The sequence below is a fragment of the Rhodococcoides fascians A25f genome, from assembly GCF_000760935.2.
GTDB lineage: Bacteria > Actinomycetota > Actinomycetes > Mycobacteriales > Mycobacteriaceae > Rhodococcoides.
Window position 1 is genome coordinate 883,200 of the sequence record NZ_CP049744.1, and the last position, 19,689, is coordinate 902,888.

20 protein-coding genes and 1 tRNA gene are annotated in these 19,689 nt (G+C 64.8%); 10 read left to right on the forward strand and 11 right to left on the reverse strand.

Translation table 11 applies throughout. The features are described from left to right. Positions 1-135: 135 nt before the first annotated feature. From BH93_RS04120 to BH93_RS04145, 6 genes are all read left to right on the forward strand, one after another. Positions 136-1,665, forward strand: a complete 1,530-nt coding sequence (locus BH93_RS04120; protein WP_037175981.1) for a catalase — start codon at positions 136-138, stop codon at positions 1,663-1,665. Between the two features lie 144 nt (positions 1,666-1,809). Continuing rightward, positions 1,810-2,283: a Dps family protein gene (locus tag BH93_RS04125; RefSeq protein WP_032380678.1), complete on the forward strand. Its 474-nt coding sequence runs from the start codon at positions 1,810-1,812 to the stop codon at positions 2,281-2,283. Between the two features lie 82 nt (positions 2,284-2,365). Beyond that, on the forward strand, positions 2,366-3,058 hold the full coding sequence (locus tag BH93_RS04130) for an HAD family hydrolase (RefSeq protein WP_037175983.1): 693 nt from the start codon (positions 2,366-2,368) through the stop codon (positions 3,056-3,058). Beyond that, complete coding sequence (locus tag BH93_RS04135) at positions 3,055-4,854, forward strand: glycoside hydrolase family 15 protein (protein ID WP_037175985.1); 1,800 nt, start codon at positions 3,055-3,057, stop codon at positions 4,852-4,854. The genes BH93_RS04130 and BH93_RS04135 overlap by 4 nt, the downstream gene beginning before the upstream one ends. A 29-nt stretch (positions 4,855-4,883) precedes the next feature. After that, a complete protein-coding gene (locus tag BH93_RS04140; protein WP_037175988.1) occupies positions 4,884-5,684 on the forward strand; it encodes an SDR family NAD(P)-dependent oxidoreductase in 801 nt (266 codons plus the stop codon). An 11-nt stretch (positions 5,685-5,695) separates the two neighbouring features. Continuing rightward, positions 5,696-6,667 (forward strand): LLM class F420-dependent oxidoreductase, encoded by a 972-nt coding sequence (locus tag BH93_RS04145; protein WP_027494506.1) that lies wholly within the window; start codon positions 5,696-5,698, stop codon positions 6,665-6,667. Positions 6,668-6,724: 57 nt separating this feature from the next. On the opposite strand, the gene BH93_RS04150 is transcribed toward BH93_RS04145, so the two are convergent. From BH93_RS04150 to BH93_RS04175, 6 genes are all read right to left on the reverse strand, one after another. Continuing rightward, positions 6,725-7,480: an ABC transporter permease gene (locus tag BH93_RS04150; RefSeq protein ID WP_037175991.1), complete on the reverse strand. Its 756-nt coding sequence runs from the start codon at positions 7,478-7,480 to the stop codon at positions 6,725-6,727. Further along, positions 7,477-8,223, reverse strand: coding sequence for an ABC transporter permease (locus BH93_RS04155; protein ID WP_037175993.1), 747 nt, complete (start codon positions 8,221-8,223; stop codon positions 7,477-7,479). The genes BH93_RS04150 and BH93_RS04155 overlap by 4 nt, the downstream gene beginning before the upstream one ends. Beyond that, positions 8,220-9,122, reverse strand: coding sequence for an ABC transporter ATP-binding protein (locus BH93_RS04160; protein ID WP_037175995.1), 903 nt, complete (start codon positions 9,120-9,122; stop codon positions 8,220-8,222). Before BH93_RS04160 ends, BH93_RS04155 begins: the two co-directional genes overlap by 4 nt. Positions 9,123-9,208: 86 nt before the next feature. Beyond that, positions 9,209-9,634: an SRPBCC family protein gene (locus BH93_RS04165; protein ID WP_032380025.1), complete on the reverse strand. Its 426-nt coding sequence runs from the start codon at positions 9,632-9,634 to the stop codon at positions 9,209-9,211. A gap of 116 nt (positions 9,635-9,750) precedes the next feature. Then, positions 9,751-9,824: transfer RNA gene (locus tag BH93_RS04170), tRNA-Pro, on the reverse strand. Between the two features lie 17 nt (positions 9,825-9,841). Further along, complete coding sequence (locus BH93_RS04175) at positions 9,842-10,780, reverse strand: metallophosphoesterase (protein ID WP_032380682.1); 939 nt, start codon at positions 10,778-10,780, stop codon at positions 9,842-9,844. A gap of 185 nt (positions 10,781-10,965) precedes the next feature. Here BH93_RS04175 and BH93_RS04180 point away from each other — a divergent pair, with 185 nt between their 5' ends. Further along, positions 10,966-11,430: a GatB/YqeY domain-containing protein gene (locus tag BH93_RS04180; RefSeq protein ID WP_037175998.1), complete on the forward strand. Its 465-nt coding sequence runs from the start codon at positions 10,966-10,968 to the stop codon at positions 11,428-11,430. A 66-nt stretch (positions 11,431-11,496) separates the two neighbouring features. On the opposite strand, the gene BH93_RS04185 is transcribed toward BH93_RS04180, so the two are convergent. Beyond that, entirely contained in the window at positions 11,497-13,845 is a 2,349-nt protein-coding gene (locus BH93_RS04185) for a penicillin-binding protein (protein WP_032380683.1), read from the reverse strand. A 295-nt stretch (positions 13,846-14,140) separates the two neighbouring features. Between BH93_RS04185 and BH93_RS04190 the strand changes: the two genes are divergently transcribed. After that, positions 14,141-14,464 (forward strand): WhiB family transcriptional regulator, encoded by a 324-nt coding sequence (locus tag BH93_RS04190; RefSeq protein ID WP_008712729.1) that lies wholly within the window; start codon positions 14,141-14,143, stop codon positions 14,462-14,464. Between the two features lie 47 nt (positions 14,465-14,511). On the opposite strand, the gene BH93_RS04195 is transcribed toward BH93_RS04190, so the two are convergent. Next, complete coding sequence (locus BH93_RS04195; protein ID WP_032380027.1) at positions 14,512-15,642, reverse strand: ArsA family ATPase; 1,131 nt, start codon at positions 15,640-15,642, stop codon at positions 14,512-14,514. Then, the gene (locus BH93_RS04200) at positions 15,639-16,646 is read right to left on the reverse strand and encodes an ArsA-related P-loop ATPase (protein ID WP_037176000.1); all 1,008 of its coding nucleotides are present in this window, start codon (positions 16,644-16,646) and stop codon (positions 15,639-15,641) included. Before BH93_RS04200 ends, BH93_RS04195 begins: the two co-directional genes overlap by 4 nt. Positions 16,647-16,752: 106 nt before the next feature. On the opposite strand from BH93_RS04200, the gene BH93_RS04205 reads away from it, so the two are divergent. Both BH93_RS04205 and BH93_RS04210 read left to right on the forward strand, forming a co-directional pair. Continuing rightward, positions 16,753-16,920 (forward strand): DUF4177 domain-containing protein, encoded by a 168-nt coding sequence (locus tag BH93_RS04205; protein WP_094609297.1) that lies wholly within the window; start codon positions 16,753-16,755, stop codon positions 16,918-16,920. Between the two features lie 6 nt (positions 16,921-16,926). Next, a complete protein-coding gene (locus tag BH93_RS04210) occupies positions 16,927-17,385 on the forward strand; it encodes a RidA family protein (protein ID WP_037176002.1) in 459 nt (152 codons plus the stop codon). Here the strand turns inward: BH93_RS04210 and BH93_RS04215 are convergent. Continuing rightward, positions 17,366-18,769, reverse strand: coding sequence for a wax ester/triacylglycerol synthase domain-containing protein (locus BH93_RS04215; RefSeq protein ID WP_037176004.1), 1,404 nt, complete (start codon positions 18,767-18,769; stop codon positions 17,366-17,368). The genes BH93_RS04210 and BH93_RS04215 overlap by 20 nt on opposite strands. A gap of 4 nt (positions 18,770-18,773) precedes the next feature. Then, positions 18,774-19,634 carry a Gfo/Idh/MocA family protein gene (locus BH93_RS04220; RefSeq protein WP_037176005.1) on the reverse strand — a complete coding sequence of 287 codons (861 nt, stop codon included), beginning with the start codon at positions 19,632-19,634 and terminating at the stop codon, positions 18,774-18,776. Between the last annotated feature and the right edge of the window lie 55 nt (positions 19,635-19,689).

The window sequence follows — 19,689 nt, forward strand, 5'->3', positions numbered from 1 at the left end:
GAGGCGTCGCCGCGTCAGGGGTTTATGTCGCAGCCCCGCGAGGCATTCTCCCCACGAAGCGGTCCAGCGTCCGGCCGTTCAGCGCGTCCCCGGGACAGCCCTCCCGGTTTTACTCCAGCCATCAGGAGGCTTCGTATGACCAAGCCGATCAATAAGCCCACCACCAGCAACTCGGGTATCCCCGTACCCAGCGACGATCAGTCGCTCACCGCCGGAACGCAGGGTCCGATCCTCCTGCACGATCACTACCTGATCGAGAAGATGGCCCAGTTCAACCGTGAGCGGGTCCCGGAGCGCGTCGTGCACGCCAAGGGCGCAGGCGCGTTCGGTGAACTCGAGATCACCGGAGACATCAGCAAGTACACCAAGGCGAAGGCTCTGCAGCCCGGTGCCAAGACCGAGATGCTGGCACGCTTTTCCACGGTCGCGGGCGAGCAGGGCAGCCCCGACACCTGGCGCGACCCGCGTGGTTTCTCGCTGAAGTTCTACACCGAAGAAGGCAACTGGGACCTGGTCGGCAACAACACCCCGATCTTCTTCGTCAAGGACCCGATCAAGTTCCAGGACTTCATCCGCAGCCAGAAGCGCATGCCCGATTCCGGCCTGCGTGACAACAACATGCAGTGGGACTTCTGGACTCTCTCGCCCGAGTCGGCACACCAGGTGACGTGGCTCATGGGTGACCGCGGCATCCCGAAGTCGTTCCGCCACATGGACGGATTCGGCTCGCACACCTACCAGCTGATCGCCGAGGACGGCACGAAGACCTGGGTGAAGTTCCACTTCAAGACCGATCAGGGTATCGATTTCCTGACGCAGGACAAGGCGGACGAGGTCGCGGGTACGTCCCCCGACCACCACCGTCAGGACCTCTTCGGATCCATCAAGAACGGCGACTTTCCCAGCTGGACCCTCAAGGTGCAGCTCATGCCGTACGACGATGCCGAGAACTACAAGTACAACCCGTTCGACCTCACCAAGGTCTGGTCGCAGAAGGATTACCCGCTGATCGAGGTCGGCAAGATGACCTTGAACCGCAACCCGGAGAACTTCTTCGCTCAGATCGAGCAGAGCTCGTTCGAGCCGTCCAACACCGTGCCCGGCATCGGCTTCAGCCCCGACAAGATGCTCCTCGGCCGTGTCTTCTCCTACGCCGACGCGCACCGCTACCGCATCGGAGCGAACTACGCGCAGCTGCCGGTCAACGCCCCGAAGTCCGAGGTCAACTCGTACTCCAAGGACGGCAACATGCGGTACTCGTTCAACTCCCCGGAGACGCCCGTCTACGCCCCGAACTCGTTCGGCGGCCCATCGGCGGACACGAACAAGTACGGCGACGACGGAGCGTGGGACTTCGAGCCTCGTTTCGTACGCACCGGGTACATCGAGCACCCCGAGGACGGCGACTTCGTGCAAGCGGGAGCCTTGGTCCGCGAGGTCATGGACGACGCCCAGCGTGAGCGTCTCGTCGGGAACATCGTCGGACACGTTCTCAACGGCGTCAGCGAGCCCGTCCTGAGTCGAGTGTTCGAGTACTGGACCAACGTCGACCCCGAGCTCGGCAAGAAGGTCGAGGAAGGTGTTCGGTCGCAGCAGAACGAGACCGCACCGACCACCGGTGCCGGCGCAACCGACGATCCGTCCGACGAGGCCGCCAAGGTCTGATCCGGCCGATCCTGGGATCGGCGTCACAGCGATGATGGCGTCGATCCGGAACAACGTGAGTCCACGTGCCGTTGTGTAGTACAGACGAAAGAACAATAATGGTGTGCGATGCATACCGTCGTCCAACGGCAGGGAGGCCACATCATGACGAACCCCATCACCAGCACCCTCGACGCAGGCCAGCAGAAGATTGCGGGCGACGCGCTTCAGGGCACCGTGGTCGATCTCATCGACCTCTCGCTCATCGCGAAGCAGGCGCACTGGAACGTGATCGGCAAGAACTTCCGCTCCGTGCACCTCGAGCTCGACGAATTGGTCACTGCTGCACGTGAGTTCACCGATCAGGCGGCCGAGCGTGCCACTGCTATCGGCGTCAGCCCCGACGGCCGTGCAGCGACCGTGTCTTCGACCGCAGGCACCAAGGGCTTCGGTGCAGGGTGGACTCAGGACAGTGAGGTCGTGCCCGCCGTTGTCGACAACATCGCTGCCGTCGTCGAGCGCCTTCGCGGACGCATCGCCGATACCGGCGAGGCCGATCCGGTGACGCAGGACCTGCTCATCGGCATCACCGCGCGACTCGAGCAGTTGCACTGGATGTGGCAGGCGCAGGCCAGCTGACGTTTCTTTCCACCCGACAGGCCCCTCGCACACAGCGGGGGGCCTGTTGTTTGCGTGCACCACCCCCGGGTATCCGAGAACCATGCGTGTCTCGAACCCCACCGTCGGGGCTGTTCTGTTCGACATCGACGGAACTCTCGTCGATTCCAATTACGTGCACGTCGACGCCTGGTCGCGAGCGTTTCGTGAAGCCGGGCACGAAGTGCCGTCGTGGCGTATTCATCGCAGCATCGGGATGGACGGGTCGAAGTTGTTGGAGGCGCTGGTCGGGTCGTCCGACAGTGCGGTGGCGCAGGAAGCGAAGAAGCTGCACGGCGAGTACTACGCCGATGCCTCGTCCGATCTCGAAGTGCTCCCGGGTGCCCGTGAACTGTTGGCGGACTTGAATACCCGTGGACTCACCGTTGTGCTGGCCACATCCGCCCCCGAGAGCGAGCTCTCGACTCTGCGTGATCTGCTCGACGTCGAGGACTCGGTTGCCGTCGTGACGTCCGGTGAGGACGCCGAGGTGGCCAAGCCCGAACCCGACATCGTCGCGGTTGCGCTGGAGCGTGCCGGTGTTCAGGCGGAGCGTGCGGTGATGGTCGGCGACAGTGTGTGGGACATCGAAGCGGCCGGACGTGCGGGAGTACGCGCCATCGGTGTGCTGAGCGGTGGCATCTCGCGCAGCGAATTGCTCGACGCGGGAGCGGTAGCCGTGTTCGACGACCCCGCCGATCTGCTGGCCAACATCGAGACCAGCCCCATCTACTCCGACGAAAAGGCAAGTGCTTGAGCGAGTTCCGTAAGCCGCACCCCAGGGTCGACGGCTACGTCCCCATCGAGAGCTACGGTGCGATCGGCGACGGCCGGACCGTGGCGATGATCGCCGACGACGGCCGCATCGATTGGTTTCCGGTTCCGAATCTCGATTCACCGCCTCCGTTCGCGGCGCTGCTGGACGCGCCACACGGCGGCTACATCGAACTCGCGCCGCGGGACGAATTCACCGTCGAGCGTGAATTCGTCCCCGGCACCAACGTATTGAGTTCCACATTCCGTACCGACTCCGGCGCCGTGCGGATCACCGACTCGCTCAACACCGGCGTGGCCGGACGGTTGCCCTGGGTGGAGTTGGCACGTCGCGTCGAGGGTCTCGAGGGCAGTGTCGAGCTGACGTGGGCGGTCGCGCCGGGGACCATGCTCGGGATCGCCTCGCCGTGGGCGTACGACACCGAACACGGCACCGTCCTGCGCGTCGATGGATTGACTTTGGCGGTAAGGACATTGGGCATAGAGGACGTGCAGCTCGCGGACCGCGACATCAGCGGTGTCTTCACCACTCACCCGGGCTCTCGGCACGTACTCGGTGTGGTGGGAACCGAGAACGAACCGCTGCCGCTGCCGGATCCGCAGCACCTCGACGAGGGAATCGACCGGACCATCGCCAATTGGCGTGTGTGGTCGGACGAGTTCTCTTACCAGGGCCCGTGGTCGGAGCACGTCGCTCGCAGTGCGCTGGCACTGAAGTTGTTGCTGCACAGCCCGTCCGGGGCCATTGCTGCCGCCGCGACAACATCACTGCCCGAGAACCGTACCGGTGGCAAGAACTGGGACTACCGCTACGCGTGGGTTCGCGATGCCGCGTACACGATTCGCGCCCTGCAGCGGTTCGGTCTTCGTGAGGAGATCCATGCGGCGGTGGCGTGGCTGCTGAAAGTCATCCGATCCAACGATCCCTTGGTCAACGTCTTCTACACCCTCGGCGGCGAATTGCCCGGCGGGACCGAGCAGCCCGACGTGCCCGGCTGGCGAGGCATCGGGCCGGTGGTGAACGGTAACGCCGCGGCGGATCAACTGCAGTTGATGATCTTCGGGGATCTGTTCTCGATCATTCGGCAGTACGTGGACGCGGGGAACATTCTCGACGCGCAGACCGGTCGCCTGCTGGCCACCATCGCGGACGAGGCATGCGATTCGTGGCAGCGCAAGGACGCCGGAATCTGGGAGCTCGAGGACGAGCAGCACTACACCAGCTCCAAGCTCGGTTGCTGGCAGGCGCTGGACTGCGCCGTGCACCTGGCGGAAGCCGGGGAGATCCCGGGCATACCGGATCGATGGAAAGCCGAGAAAGAATGCATTCGGAGCTACATCGAAACCGAATGCTGGTCCGACGAGCGGCAGGCCTACCTCGCGTACCCGGGGGCCGACGGACTCGACGCATCCGTGTTGCTGGCCGCCGAGATGGATTTCGATCGTGGAGAACGACTCTCGTCGACCATCGATGCTCTCGTCGACGAGCTCGGTGCCGGGCCGCTGATGTATCGCTACAGCGGAGTCGCACAGGAAGAAGCGACGTTCGTGGCCTGCGCCTTCTGGCGGGTGTCGGCATTGTCGTGCGTCGGCCGAGACGACGAGGCCACAGCTCTGATGGACGAGCTGGTGGAGCTGTCCAACGACGTCGGGTTGTACAGCGAAATGATCGATGCTTCGGATGGGTCGTTTCTGGGTAACTTCCCGCAGGGCTTGAGCCACCTGGCCCTGGTGAATGCGGCGCTGACCATTGCGCGCTCGCATGACGCCACAGCCTGACAGCACTCTCTTGGACAAGGTGGGATTTCATGGATTTGGGAATCGACGGTAAGACAGCACTGGTGACCGGAGCGGACTCCGGTATCGGCTGGCACACCGCGAAAATGCTGCTGGCCGAGGGTGTTCGGGTTGTGATCAGCGACAAGGATCAGACCTCGCTCGACGACGCAGCAGCGCAGCTCGAAGCGCCCGATGGGCAGTTGTTCGCATTCGCTGCGGACGTGACCGACACTGAGGCCGTCGAAAATTTGGCGGCGCAGACACAGCGGGCCGTGGGCGACATCGACATCCTCGTCCAGTCTTCGGGAGTGACGGGCGCGCAAGGGCTGTTTCACGAGATCGACGAGGAGGGGTGGCGGTCCACCCTCGACATCGACCTGATGGGTCCCGTCCGGCTACTGCGGGCATTTCTGCCGGCGCTACGACGTGGTGGTTGGGGACGCGTCGTGTTGCTGACCTCCGAGGACGCCGTGCAGCCGTACGACGACGAATTGCCTTACTGCGCAGCCAAAGCCGGCGTGTTGGCCCTCGCCAAGGGACTCTCGCGCAGCTATGCGTCGGAGGGATTGCTGGTCAATGCCGTCTCTCCCGCGTTCATCCACACCCCGATGACCGACGCGATGATGGACAAGCGCGCCGAGGAGAAGGGCACCGACCGTGACGGTGCCATCGAGAGCTTCCTCGACGAGGAGCGTCCGTACATGGAGCTGGGACGTCGAGGTGAGCCCGAGGAAGTCGCCGCGGTGATCACGTTCCTGTGTTCGGATCGCGCGTCCTTCGTCAACGGATCGAACTACCGAGTCGACGCCGGTTCCGTCGCAACAATTTAGGAGAGAACATCATGACCAATTTCGGATACACGTTGATGACCGAGCAGAGCGGCCCGAAGGAGCTGGTGAAGTACGCCGTCGGAGCCGAGAAGGTCGGCTTCGACTTCGAGGTCAGCAGCGATCACTACTCACCGTGGCTCTCGTCCATGGGTCACTCGCCCTACGCCTGGACGACGCTGGGCGCGGTGGCTCAGGCCACCGAGCGCGTCGAGCTGATGACGTACGTGACGTGCCCGATCATCAGGTACCACCCGGCCGTCGTCGCGCAGAAGGCTGCCACGCTGCAGATCCTGGCCGACGGACGCTTCACCCTCGGCCTCGGCAGCGGGGAGAACCTCAACGAGCACGTCGTGGGTGAGGGATGGCCGTCCATCGACAAGCGGCAGGACATGTTCGTCGAGGCACTCGAGATCATCAGGGCACTGCACGCCGGTGGCTTGGTCACATACGAGGGCAAGCACTTTCGCGTCGACTCCGCGCGGATCTGGGACCTGCCCGAGGGTGGCGTGCCGATCGGCATCGCCGCCGGTGGTGAGAAGGCGGTGGCGCGGTTCGCCGAGTACGGCGATCACCTCATCGCCACCGAGCCCGACGCCGATCTCGTCAAGGCGTGGTCGGACAACCACGAAGGACCGGCGCGCTCCATCGGACAGATCCCCATCTCCTGGGATCCGGACAAGGACGCTGCCATCGATCGCGCACACGATCGATTCCGCTGGTTCGCCGGTGGCTGGGCCGTCAACGCCGATCTGCCGACGACGGCGGGATTCGCCGGCGCCACCAAGTTCGTGCGGAAAGAAGATGTGGCCGACACGATTCCGTGTGGACCCGACCTGGACGCCATCGTCGAGGCCGTGAAGCCGTACTGGGAGGCCGGGTACACCGACATCGCCCTCGTGCAGGTGGGCGACGAAACCCAAGAACGGTTCCTCGCCGAGGCCGCAGGCCCGCTGTTGGAGAAGCTGCGCGCTGCGTCCAGCTGACCCTGACTGCTCCAAGACCCCGATCCGGCACCGTGGATCGGGGTCTTGCTCGTTCGATCACTGAACGTGAATGTCCTTGCGGTCGAGTGCCCAGCCGGTCAGTGCGACGACTACGGCGGTGAGCAGTGCCGTGGCCGTCAGGACCGACAGCGCGGCTCCGGTGGTCAGCGAACCCGAGTCACCGAAAGTTCCGGAGGCCAGTTGGGTTGCGCGAGTTGCCAGGGCATAGGGCAACACGAAGATTGCCTCGGTCAGCTCGGCGGTGAGGAGGAACACCGATATACCGGCCCCGACGAGCGCGATGGCAATCGGCACCGCAAACGACCTGATCGCCATCGACAGACCGGATTGCAGAGCCGCCACCGGTAGTGACCCCACCACGACGAGTGCGCTGGTCGCGAAGAGCTCGGAAGGAAGCATGCCGTCGAGCGAGAAGACCACCTTGCCGAGAACGACGACGGCTGCCAGCATGACGATGTTCATGACCGCGGTCAGCGTTGCCACCACAGCCGTCTTGGCGATCACGATGCGCGTCGACGGAACCGGCCCACTCATCAGGGCATTCCAGTTCCCTCCTCGGTGTTCGGATTTCCACGCCAGCGAGGCCAGTACGGCAACGCCGAGTGCGAGTGGGAACAGGCCGTAGAACACGACTGTGCGCAACCACAATGTGCGCCATCCCTCTGCCAACTCTGCGCCCGACGCGATCGTGTTGAATGTTCCGACACCCGCGACGATCAGCGGGAGGAGAACGACGACCGCCCATGCCTGCGAGCGCCTGAGCTTGATCATTTCCGCTGAGAACGCATTCATGCTCGTACCTCCTGTCGATCGAGTCGAACGGTCATGAGCCAGAACAACACTGCCCCGACAACGCCGAGGGCGACGATGCTGGCGTAGGACGGGGTCAGTGTCACCACCTGCTCGCCTCGGTAGTCGGCGGCGGACGCCAAGGAGTAGTACCCCCACGGCGTCAGGTGTGCTGCCCAGGAAGGGAATCCGGAGGCGCAGATCGCGATGACGGTACCCACGATGCCGATTCCCAGCGCGACCAGTTGGTTGTCCACTCGCGCCGAGATCAGCAGGTGCAGAGCGAGTACCACGAGGTTGGCCGTCACCGCCGCCGCCGTGTAGCCCAGCCACAGACCGGCAGGCAACGGTTGGGTCACTCCGATGACGGTCCCCAGAAACACACCTGCAGCACTGGCCGCCACCGTCGCTCCACCGACGACTAGGCCCGTGGAGACGAGCTTCGCGCGAACGAGGGCTCCGCGGTCGGCTCCAGTGGTCTGGTTCAGCAGCCAGCCGTTGGACTGGTGCTCGACTTCCACTGTGCGGCTGGCCATCACTGCGATCAGCAGCGGCGACGCGATGGGGACGGCAAGGGACAGCCCGGCCAGTGGCAGTGCCCAGGACACCGCGGCCGAATCGTTGGACGTCGCCGCGGTGAGAGCGCCGACGAAGGTCAACCCCACGATCGCGGCGACCAGCAATGCGGCGATCGCGCCGATGTGCAGGTGCCTGAGTTTGGCGAATTCGTTGCGTACGGTCGTCACAATCGGCCACCCTTCGTCAGATTCATGAATACGTCTTCGAGCGACTGATCGTCGCGCCGAACGCCGTAGACGCCTGCGTTTGCGTCGACGAGTTCCGCCACCACCTGTGCGGTACCCCGGTCGTCGATGCCGGACAGTCTCAGCGTGTGCTCCTCGATCCGAAACGGAATGCGTTGCTGCAGAACCGAACGTGCGCACTGTGGATCGATGGTGTCGATGAGCACGTCCGGAGTGGAGGCGGCGAACAGCTCGTCGCGGGTGCCTTGGAAAATCAGGCGACCCTGGCTCAGGATTCCGAGCATGTTCGCCGTCTTGTCGATCTCGCCGAGCAAATGGCTCGAGACCATCACTGTCACACCGTGTTCGGCGAGATGGCGGAGCAAGCCGCGGATCTCTTCGATGCCGGCCGGGTCCAAGCCGTTGGTGGGCTCGTCCAGGATCAGGAGTTGTGGTTCGCGCGCGAGTGCCATCGCGATGCCCAGGCGCTGTTTCATTCCCAGCGAGTAGTTCTTCACCTTCTTGTCGAGGTGTTCCTGCAGACCGACGGTGGTCACTGCCCGCTCGATCTGATCGGCGTGCAGACCGAGCGAGCGTTGCACGATACGAAGGTTCTCCGCACCCGTGAGATGTCCGTATCCGGGTGGCGATTCGATGAGTGATCCGATGTGCGAGAGCAATTCGCGGCGGGTGCCGTGATTCATAGGCCTGCCCAGGATCTCCACCTCACCCGATGTCGGTCGAATCAGGGACAGCAGCATTTTCATGGTCGTCGACTTGCCCGATCCGTTCGGACCGAGAAAGCCGTAGACGCAGCCCTCGGGAATGCGAAGGTTCACGTCGTCGACGACGGTATGCGTGTCGTAGCGCTTGCCGAGGCTGTGAGTTCTGACGATGTCCATACCCCGACTCTGGCGCGTCGATCATGGAGAGTCGTCGCACGAGAGTATCGAGATCGTCATACTCGAGGATGACGCCGCCCGTACCTCTACGGGGCCAGGCGCGACAGATTCTTCGAGATGCTCGACGTCAAGGCCTTGCCGACGATCGCGGCGAGCCCGGGGACGGGCGCGTCGAATCCGATCGTGTAGTCGAGTTCGGTGCCGCCGTCGGTGGTGGGGGTGAACTTCTGCACGCCCCAGTGGCCGCGTAGTGGACCACCCTTGGTGATGCGGTACTCGATCAGCGAGTTCGGCTCGGACGTGATGGTGGTTTCCTCGAACGCGGGCATCGGCCCGAGCTTGAGGCTGCGGGTGGAGCCGACTCCGTTGCGCGACGTATCGCCGTCGCGCACGCGGTCGATCTTCGCCATGAACAGGGGCCCGAGGTTCTCGTGCTCGGACAGCGCCGCGAACACGACCTCGGGTGGAGAAACGAACCGGTGGGTGACGTGGACGCGGGTCGGGGTCGGCATGGTCGTGAGGTCCGTTCGCTCGGGGTCGGCAGAGTCGACTCACAGTAGCGTCGACAGGGCAAAGAAAAGGGACCCACTCGATCGAATCGAGTGGGTCCCTTTCGGTGGTCCAACTGTCGGGGTGGCGGGATTCGAACCCACGACCTCTTCGTCCCGAACGAAGCGCGCTACCAAGCTGCGCCACACCCCGTGTACCGCTGGAGAAGTCTAACTCACGACTGCCTCGGAACGCGAAACGCCCTCGTCGGAGACGTTTTTCGGACCCATTCTTGGGGCCGGAGTCAGCGTGATCAGGGTGGCCTCGGGCCGGCAGCAGAAGCGTGCGGGTGCGTAGGGCGAGGTTCCGATTCCCGCGGAGACGTGCAGCTGGGTGTGCGCGCCCCACTTGGACGGGCCCTTGACCCGCGAACGGTCGATCTCGCAGTTGGTCACCAGCGCGCCGTAGAACGGCAGGCATAGCTGACCGCCGTGTGTGTGACCGGCGAGCACGAGGTCGTAACCGTCCTGAGCGAACTTGTCCAACACCCGCGGCTCCGGCGAATGCGTGATGCCCAGGCGCAGGTCGGCCAGGGGATTCGGCTGACCCGCGATGGTGTCGTATCGATCGCGCTTCAGGTGGGGATCGTCGACGCCTGCAGCCGCGATGCGTACCCCGGCGACCTCGAGCTCACGACGCACGTGAGTGACGTCGAGCCAGCCGCGCTCGGAGAACGCCGCCCGTAGATCGCGCCACGGCAGCGATTCACCCGTCGTGCGCTTGTGGTTCTTGTCGAAATACTTGAACGGGTTCTTCGGCTTGGGTGCGAAGTAGTCGTTGCTGCCGAACACGAACAGGCCCGGCCGGGCGAGCATCGGCCCCAGCGCCTGCACCACGCTGGGGACCGCGCGCTGGTGGGAGAGGTTGTCGCCGGTATTGACGACCAGATCGGGCTCGAGCCGGTCCAGCTCACGCAGCCAGTTCTGCTTCATCCGCTGGCCCGGCATCATGTGCAGGTCGCTGATGTGCAGCACCCGCAGAGTCGCCGAACCCGGCTCCAACACGGCCATGGACGTCTCGCGCAGAGTGAAGGCATTGCGCTCGATGAGGGTGGCGTATCCGAGCCCCAACGCTGCCGCGCCTGCAGTCCCGATCACGGAACTCTTCAACGGAGCTGCTCGGACGGCATCGCGAGCCTGTTCTGCAGCAGTGCGCAGTTGCGTGGAGGCGGTGCGCAGTTGCGCCGAGGTACGGAGAAACGAGGGACTGAATTGTGCGGACACCTCATCCACGATACGGCAGCAACCGCATATGGACGTGCGAGCCGACGACTGCGCCGCGTAGCGTTTCCGCCATGTCCGAACTCAAGGCCCGTCTCCGTACCGACCTCACCGCAGCGATGAAGGCGAAGGACAAACTCCGCCTGGCTACGCTGCGCATGATTCTCGCCGCCATCCAGACCGAGGAGGTCTCCGGTAAGGAGGCCCACGAGTTGACCGACGACGACGTGCTGAAAGTGCTTGCCAAGGAAGCGAAGAAGCGCGGCGAATCGGCCGAGATCTACACCCAGAACGGCCGCGGCGAACTTGCGGCGAACGAGCATGCCGAGGCGCAGATCATCAACGAATACCTGCCCACTCCGCTCACCGACGAGGAACTGGCCACCATCGTCGACACCGCCATCGCGCAGGTGGCCGAGGACATCGGAGAGCGACCGGCGATGAAGCAGATGGGTCAGGTCATGAAGATCGCGTCGGGACTCGCAGCGGGTAAGGCCGACGGATCGCGACTTTCGAAGGCCGTCAAAGACCGCCTGTAGTGCGCTCCGCCCAGTGGTGCGGTTAGGTCCCCTCTGGGGCACACAACCACACCACTGCCGCAGGCACTAGCGAGGAGCCGTCAGACCGGGGATCGCCGGAATCTGGATGCCCGGCGGTAGTTCCGGTATCTGGATGTTCGGCAGCGCAGGGGCCGGAGCCGGGGCCGGTCGAACCGAGCCGTCGCTGACGTAGATCGTGATGTTCGACCCCGGTACCGCCGAACCCGACGGTGAGGTCGACACCACGGTGCCGCGTGCAGCCTGGTCGGCCGTCGTCACCGCGGTCACCTGGAAGCCCGCACCCTGCAGTGTGGACGTCGCAGACGACTGGCTCTGCCCGGTGACATCGGGAACCTGACCGTTTGCGGAGCCACGGACGTACTTCTGGTCGACGGGTGGCAATGCGACGGGCCCGTAGTTGTTGGCGATCGGGGTCATGGCATCGAACCACGTCCGCGCCGGCTCGTTACCGCCGTACAGATTGCCCGAGCCGCATGGCCGCAGCGGGAACGAGCAGATCTCGCTGGGCGTCGGCGAATCACCGTAGGTGTACACGGCGGCGGCGTAGTTGTTGGTGAACCCGAGGAAGCCCGAGGATCGGTTCGACTCCGTGGTACCTGTCTTACCGGACATCGGCAGGTTCCAGCCGGCGGATGCGGCGGCGGACGCGGACGTGCCGCCTGCCTGGTCGTCCTTGCTCATCGCGTTGGCAAGGGTGTTCGCCAAGCCGGGCTCGACGACCTGCTCGCAGGCCTGGTGCGCGACCGGAACGGGCTTCCCGTCGCGGTCGAAGATCGAATCGATCGGGGTGGGCGGGCACCATTTGCCGCCGGAGGCGAGCGTGGCAGCCACGTTGGACAGTTCCAGCGGGTTGACCCAGGTCGGTCCGAGGGTGAACGAGCCCAGGTTCTGACTCTTCTGGAAATCGGCCATCGACTGGTCGGTGCCCGACGAACCCGGGTCGGTGTACGAGCGCAGGCCGAGGCGGACAGCCATATCGACCGTCGGCGTGACGCCTACCGACTCGATCAGCTTGACGAACGCGGTGTTGGGGGACTGAGCCAGTGCGTCGGTGATGGACAGCGCGGGTGGGTAGTTGCCCGCGTTCTCCACGCAGTACGTGGAAGCGGGGCAGTTTCTGGCACCGCCGTCGCCGACTCCCTTGACCTCCACGCGCTTGGGAACCTGCAGCGTTGCGCTGGTGCCCAGTCCACGCTCCATGGCTGCGGCCGTGGTGAAGATCTTGAAGATCGAGCCCGCTCCGTTGCCGACGAGGGAGTGCGGTTGCGGCTGCACGGTCTCGTCGTCGTCGGCGTTGAGGCCGTAGGTGCGGCTGCTGCCCATCGCGAGAACTCGGTGTTGGTCCTGCCCGGGTGCGACGACGTTCATGACAGTGGCGACGCCGTCGAGGTTCGGGCTGGTGTTCTCGACCAGCGCGGCCTTGGTGGAGTTCTGCACCGCGGGGTCGAGCGTCGTGCGGATGAGGTACCCGCCCTTGTCGATCTGCTCCTGGCTGATTCCGGCCTGGGCGAGGTACTGCAATGCGTAGTCGCAGAAGAATCCGCGGTCACCTGCCGCGATGCATCCGCGGGGCAGGGTCTGGGGAACCGGCAGTACACCGAGCGGCTCGGACTTGAGGGCCGTCAGTTCTGCAGCACGCTCGGGCAGGTTTTGAATCATCGTGTCGAGCACGGTGTTCCGGCGCTCGAGCACGCCCTCCTCGTTGGTGTACGGGTTGAGGGCCGAGCTGGACTGCACCATTCCGGCGAGCATCGCGGCCTGGACGGCGCTGAGCTGGCTGGCGTCGATGCCGAAGTAGGTCTGGGCCGCGTCCTGGATGCCGAAGGACGCGTTACCGAACGGCACCAGGTTGAGATAGCGGGTGAGGATCTCGTCCTTGGTGAGCTCTTTGTCGAGAGTCAGCGCCATCCGGATCTCGCGGATCTTGCGGGCGGGTGTCGTCTCGATCGCGGCACGACGCTCGGCGTCGGTCTTGGCCACCACCAGCAGTTGGTAGTTCTTCACGTACTGCTGATCGATGGTGGACGCGCCCTGCTCCACCTGGCCGCTGGTGGTGTTGGTCAGAAACGCGCGCAGCGTGCCCTGCCAGTCCACACCTCGGTGTTCGGCGAAGCGGCGATCCTCGATCGAGACGATGGCGAGCTTCATCTCGTTGGAGATCTTGTCGCTCGGTACCTCGAAACGGCGCTGCTCGTACAGCCAGGCGATGGGCGTTCCGTTGACGTCCGTCATCGTCGAGACGGCAGGTACTGCTCCCTCGACCAACTCGGCCGACACGTTGTCGACGGTATCGGCGGCTCGGTTCGAGGCGTACCCGAATCCTCCGGCCATGGGGAACATCACGCCGGCGAGCAACGCACCGGCGAGTGCTGAACATCCGGCGAGCTTCGCCACGGTTTTTCCGACTGACACAGAGCACAGCGTACGTGGGTACTGCTCCGACCGGCATCAGGCCCGCATGCGCTGTGTGCTGCGCCCCTGCTCGGGACGGCCGTACCAGAAATGTGACCTCGCCGTCTTGCATTCGCGGCTCGCTTTACCTAAATTATGAGCACGGTGTGATTCACGTAACACTTGATAATGATTGTGGGGCAGCTCTTAGAATTTGTGCTTCGCCAGCGAGGTACAAACTTCCTTGGAGCCTCCGGGACGTCCAGCGAGGACGACCGACACGCAAAGGGGTATCCGCATGCATACGACAACCGCGCCGACGCGACTCGATGTAGAAGAAGCAGAAGCACGCATCGCCTGGGTGTCGCACGCCCGCTGCAAGGGCACGGACCCGGATCAGCTCTTCGTCCGCGGCGCAGCGCAGCGCAAGGCCGCGACGATCTGCCGCCACTGCCCGGTGCTGATGCAGTGCGGTGCGGATGCACTCGACAACCGAGTGGAGTTCGGCGTGTGGGGCGGCATGACGGAACGCCAGCGTCGGGCGCTGCTCAAGCAGCACCCCGAGGTCGACTCCTGGTCCGAATTCTTCGAGACCCAGCGCCAGCAGCAAGCGGCTATCTAGCCCCCCGCCGGGCCCGGCAGGTCCACAGCCTGCCGAGCGCGGCCGATCTAACCTTTGCGGGTCAGCTGATCGGCCACCGCACGTAGCGCGGCAAGGTCGGAGACCTCGAAGGGCAGGGACGGAACACCGACGATCGGCACGCGGGGGTGCGCACCGGTGAAGCGTCGAAGCAGCCGAACCTCACGCGCTGCCGTCACAGCACGTTGCGCGTGAATCCGGAGAACCGCAGCGGTCAGCGTCGAGCCCGGGTCGTCGATCCGATCGAGCAGGTCTGCGGCAGTGGCAGCATGATCGGCTTGCACCGAAGACAGAGTCGGGTGCGTCCGGTTCACCACGAGCCCGGCCAACGGCATCTTCTCCGCCGAGAGGCGTTCGACGAAGAACGCCGCCTCCCGCAGTGCGTCGGGCTCCGCGGCAGCAACGACGAGGAAACTGGTGCCGTCCTCGCGTAGCAACTGGTAGGTGCGCGTCGCACGTTCGCGGAATCCGCCGAACATCGAATCCAGCGATTGAACGAAAGCCGATGCGTCAGAAAGCATTTGGCTCCCGATGACGGTGGAGACACCGCGCATCGCCAAACTCATCGCGCTGGTGACCACGCGGGTGATGCCACGGCCGGGAGCGGTGAGCAGCCGGATGAACCGGCCGTCGAGGAACGAGCCGAGCCGCTGCGGTGCATCGAGGAAATCCAGTGCATTGCGCGACGGGGGAGTGTCCACCACGATCAGATCCCACGATGAATCCAGGGACAACTGCCCCAGCTTCTCCATCGCCATGTACTCCTGCGTGCCCGAGAAAGACGACGCCACAGTCTGATAGAACGGGTTGGCCAGGACTTGCTCCGCCTTCTCCGGCGTCGAATGTTCGATGACCATCTCGTCGAACGTGCGCCGCATGTTCAGCATCATGGCGTGCAGCTCGCCCTTGGCGCCCGCACCCAATTTCACCGGCTGCGGGCTGTTGTCGAGATCGCCGAGACCGAGAGCCTGAGCCAGGCGGCGGGCCGGATCGATCGTCAACACCACCACGCGCCTGCCCTGCTCGGCGGCACGTAACGCCATCGCGGCGGCCGTCGTCGTCTTACCGACCCCGCCTGCCCCGCAGACCACGACGATCCTCGACGTGGGATCGGTCAGAATGCGATCGACGTCGAGTTCGGTTGCTACTGGTCGAGTCATCGGACACCCTGTTCTGCCAGCTTGGCGGCGAGCTCGTACAAGCCGCCGAGATCGACACCGTCGGCCAACATCGGCAACGACATGCGTGCGACGTCGAGTTCGTCGAGTTGAGTCGCGCTCTCCACCTGAGCCGAGAGCGTCGACGCGTGCTCGATCGATTCGGTGAGCAGACCCGCGAAGTCGGCCTCGGAGAGAGTGATTCCGGTTTTGGCGAGGCCGTCCTGGATGGCAGCGGCGTCGATGTCACCCTCGGCGATGGCCTCGAGCGACTCGTCCGGCAGGAACGTCGGTTCGGTGCGGTTGACGATGACCGTGCCCAGCTGCAGATCTGCCGCCTCGAGTTCACGTACCGCGTCGGCGGTCTCCTGAACCGGTAGGGCTTCGAGCAGTGTGACGAGATGCACGACGGTGTCCGCAGAGTGCAGCAACCGAACCACGCCCTCGCTCTGCGAACGCACCGGGCCGCCCTTGGCCAGATCGGCCATGGCCTTGGTGACGTCGAGGAAGTTCCCGATCCGACCGGTCGGCGGCGAGTCGACAACGACCTCGTCGTAGGCGCGGTTTCCCTTCTTGTCGGTCCGCACCACACATTCCTTGACCTTTCCGGTCAGGAGGACATCGCGCAGACCTGGTGCGATGGTCGTCGCGAACTCGATGGCACCGATCTTGCGCATCGCGCGGCCGGCGAAACCGAGGTTGTAGAACATGTCGAGGTATTCGAGGAACGCGGTCTCGATGTCGATGGCCAGCGCGTAGACCTCGCCGCCGCCATCAGCCGAGGCCACGCGCGTCTCCACGGGTGGCAGCTGCGGCACGTCGAACAGCTGCGCGATGCCCTGCCGTCCTTCGACCTCCACCAGCAGTACCCGTCGGCCGCCGGCGGCGAGCGCCAGCGCCAACGCGGCGGCGACCGTCGACTTGCCGGTGCCGCCCTTACCGGACACGAAATGCAGCCGCGCGGCATCTGCCTTCGCCGGCCATCCCTCTTCGTTCGATGTACCCACGTCTCGACCATATAGAGACTCGATGCCGGTCGTCCGACGGAACCGGCATTCCCGTGTTCGCAGTGACGCGCCCCTCGTGTTCGGCCGAACGATAGGGTCAACAGTCATGAGCGAAAAGATCATCTGGGAGTACTTCACCGCACCGGTGCTGATTCACGCCACCAAGCAGATTCTCGACAACTACGGTTCCGAGGGCTGGGAACTGGTCACGATCATGGCGGGACCGAACGGCGGCGACACGCTGGTCGCGTACTTCAAGCGTCCGAAGGCCTGAGCGCAGATGACCGACTGGAGCGAACGGCTCGCCGAGCTGGGCATCGAGCTACCGGACGTGGTTCCGCCGTTGGCGGCGTACGTCCCGGCAGTACAGGTGGGTTCCCTCGTCTACACCTCGGGTCAGCTGCCCATCGTGGACGGGAATCTGACGTCCGCGGGCAAGGTCGGCTCCGACGTCTCGGCGGAGGACGCCACCGCAGCGGCGCGAATCTGTGCGTTGAACGCGCTCGCCGCGGTCCATGCGCTCGTCGGAATCGACTCGATCGCACGCGTGGTCAAGGCCGTCGGCTTCGTGGCGTCCGCGCAGGGGTTCACCGGTCAGCCCGGGGTGATCAACGGGGCGTCGAACGTCATCGGTGAGATCTTCGGTGACGCAGGCAAGCATGCCCGCTCGGCTGTGGGTGTGGCCGAATTGCCCCTCGGTGCTTCGGTGGAAGTGGAGCTCATCGTCGAACTGCGGTAGTCGCCGTTCCGTGGAGGGCAGCGCAGGTCTCGTCGATCGCCGAACGCAGCATGTTCGCGTAGTCGGCGTGGTCGGGGACGGTCGTCGGGCATGCCGCCACACAGACGGTGACCAGATCGCCGTACCCGTAGACGGCGTGGCTGACGCTGCAGCCGGGCCCGAGCGCGGCGACGCCCGAACACGACTGCGCTCGGGCCGAGCCCAGTGCGAGGTCGAGGCTCGTACGGTTGACGCTGGTCACGACCGTATGCGTGGTGACTCGATCGGGTGTCCCGGTGCGTGGGGCCGTGCGCCGACCGTGCCGGCCGAAGCCGAGCATCAGAGCCGCTGGATAGACCTCGGCCGATCGAGTTGCATCGAGGTGGCGGTGATCGGTCACGTGTTCGCGCTGCTGTGCCAGTGCTTCCCCGACGGCCGACGCTCGTCGGGTCGCATCGGCAAGCTGCGGGTGCAGAGTCACGGCCGCGGGCAGTGTGCGATTGACGGCAGGCCACGGCACCGACGCTGAGAGTGCGGTGGGTACCAGCGCTCGGAGGTCGTCTCGGTTCGGTTCTCCGTGGGCAGCGAAGTACTCGGCCATAGCGGAGCCGACCGCGGTGAGGGCGGTGACCGTCACGGTCGGCGGCCCGCCGGTCCACTGCGACTTCGGAAACTGCAGCACGTGCACGGCCCTGGTCTCGTCGGGATGGGCATTGAATCTCGCGGCCTCGACCGGCGCGGGTACCACCAGCTCCCCGTCTCGCACCGCGGCCAAGTACTTCTTCTGGGCGCGCACCATCGGGATCTGCGACCGCGCCCATCGGAGCGGCAGCAGCACGGCACCTTTCGCAGCGTCGTACCGAGGGCGCGCACGCGAGGCCACCGGATCCGGGAGAACCGTGATCTCGGTGTTCTCGAGGTTATCGGCACGACCGAACAGGGCGCGGGCGATGTGGGTGCCCACCGATCCGTCGGACATCGCATGACTGATCTGGACGACGACGACAGTGGCCGCTCCCCGGACTCCGTCGACTTCCGAAAGTCCCTGGCCGACATGAATTTTCCACGCCCGATCCGTCGCGTCGATCGGAACGCTCGACAGCTCTGCCAGGAACGACTCGACCGTGTGCCGGCCATCGGACAGGTCGTGATCCACCAGATGGTCGCGAACTGGGTGCGGATCACGGATCCATCGCGGAAATTCCCAGTGCCCCGGTGCTTCGCAGATGCGAATCCCCAACCTCGGAACGAGCCGAGCGCGATGTTCGACATGCGCCGCCACCTGGTGAAAACTCGGTGGATCGGCGTCTCCGGAGTCGAAGACGATCGCCGTGTACTGATCCATCGAACGATGTGGAGCGGACGCAAAGTGAAACATCGCGTCCTTGACGTCCATCATGGTCATGGATTCAGGGTGCCCACTCTCGCGCCCGATCAATCACCTTCTGCAGATGCAGTCCTCGGTGTACCGAGCATTCGTGATCGGCACCCGACTCGACCGACTCGAGGAATTCGTCCAGCAACACGGCGAAGCAATCGGTCGACGAGGTGGAGCGATCGGTGAGTGTCTCGACTCCGTCGGTACCGCTCAGCTCGATGCGCATGAGGGACGGCATGATCGGCGTCCGCAGCGACAACTGCACTGTGCTGCGCGCACCGCCCTCGTGTTCGAGCACCACCGTCCAACTGTCCGACGCCACCTCGCGGTGCGAATAGGCAACGCGTGCAATGGTTCCCAGCGCAGCGTCGAGAAGGTCGAACACGTGTGGCCCGATGTCGAGTATCGCCCCGTCGTCGTGTCGCCACTGCGAATTGGCGTATGCCCCGCCGAGGATCGCCCCGGAGAACCAGGTTCCCGATCCTGCTGCCCAGGTTCGTCCGGCCGCCGCGTCGAGGAATTGTCTTGTCTCCGGAGCGAATCGGAGAGTCAAGGTCACCATCGACCGCACTCCGGCTGCCGTGACGGCCGCGGCAAGTTCCTCGGCCTCGGCCACGGTTGCCGCAATCGGCTTGTCCAGCAACACATGTTTGCCTGCCTGCGCCGCGCGCAATGCGTACCCGGCCTGCACGGCGGGCGGGACTGCGAACGCCACCGCGTCGACTGCGCCCAACAATGCGTCGAACGAGTCGAAGACCGGCGCTCCCAGTTCGGCCGCGGCGTCCGGTCTGCGTGCCCACACTCCGGTGAAGTCCACTCCCGGATGAGCGAACAGCGAGGGGGCTTGAGTCTTGCGAGCCCAGGGGCCCGCTCCGACGAGTCCGATCTTCATGAGAGTCGACGGTAGTCCTCGTCACCGGTCCTGTTCCACCTCGAGAACAGTGGGC

Excerpts from the sequence above, each read along its gene's own strand:
- BH93_RS04120 (WP_037175981.1), top strand. The coding sequence starts at position 136 with ATGACCAAGCCGATCAATAAGCCCACCACCAGCAACTCGGGTATCCCC.
- BH93_RS04125 (WP_032380678.1), top strand. The coding sequence starts at position 1,810 with ATGACGAACCCCATCACCAGCACCCTCGACGCAGGCCAGCAGAAGATT.
- BH93_RS04130 (WP_037175983.1), top strand. The coding sequence starts at position 2,366 with ATGCGTGTCTCGAACCCCACCGTCGGGGCTGTTCTGTTCGACATCGAC.
- BH93_RS04140 (WP_037175988.1), top strand. The coding sequence starts at position 4,884 with ATGGATTTGGGAATCGACGGTAAGACAGCACTGGTGACCGGAGCGGAC.
- BH93_RS04145 (WP_027494506.1), top strand. The coding sequence starts at position 5,696 with ATGACCAATTTCGGATACACGTTGATGACCGAGCAGAGCGGCCCGAAG.
- BH93_RS04150 (WP_037175991.1), bottom strand. The coding sequence starts at position 7,480 with ATGAATGCGTTCTCAGCGGAAATGATCAAGCTCAGGCGCTCGCAGGCA.
- BH93_RS04160 (WP_037175995.1), bottom strand. The coding sequence starts at position 9,122 with ATGGACATCGTCAGAACTCACAGCCTCGGCAAGCGCTACGACACGCAT.
- BH93_RS04165 (WP_032380025.1), bottom strand. The coding sequence starts at position 9,634 with ATGCCGACCCCGACCCGCGTCCACGTCACCCACCGGTTCGTTTCTCCA.
- BH93_RS04180 (WP_037175998.1), top strand. The coding sequence starts at position 10,966 with ATGTCCGAACTCAAGGCCCGTCTCCGTACCGACCTCACCGCAGCGATG.
- BH93_RS04190 (WP_008712729.1), top strand. The coding sequence starts at position 14,141 with ATGCATACGACAACCGCGCCGACGCGACTCGATGTAGAAGAAGCAGAA.
- BH93_RS04195 (WP_032380027.1), bottom strand. The coding sequence starts at position 15,642 with ATGACTCGACCAGTAGCAACCGAACTCGACGTCGATCGCATTCTGACC.
- BH93_RS04205 (WP_094609297.1), top strand. The coding sequence starts at position 16,753 with ATGAGCGAAAAGATCATCTGGGAGTACTTCACCGCACCGGTGCTGATT.
- BH93_RS04210 (WP_037176002.1), top strand. The coding sequence starts at position 16,927 with ATGACCGACTGGAGCGAACGGCTCGCCGAGCTGGGCATCGAGCTACCG.
- BH93_RS04215 (WP_037176004.1), bottom strand. The coding sequence starts at position 18,769 with ATGACCATGATGGACGTCAAGGACGCGATGTTTCACTTTGCGTCCGCT.
- BH93_RS04220 (WP_037176005.1), bottom strand. The coding sequence starts at position 19,634 with ATGAAGATCGGACTCGTCGGAGCGGGCCCCTGGGCTCGCAAGACTCAA.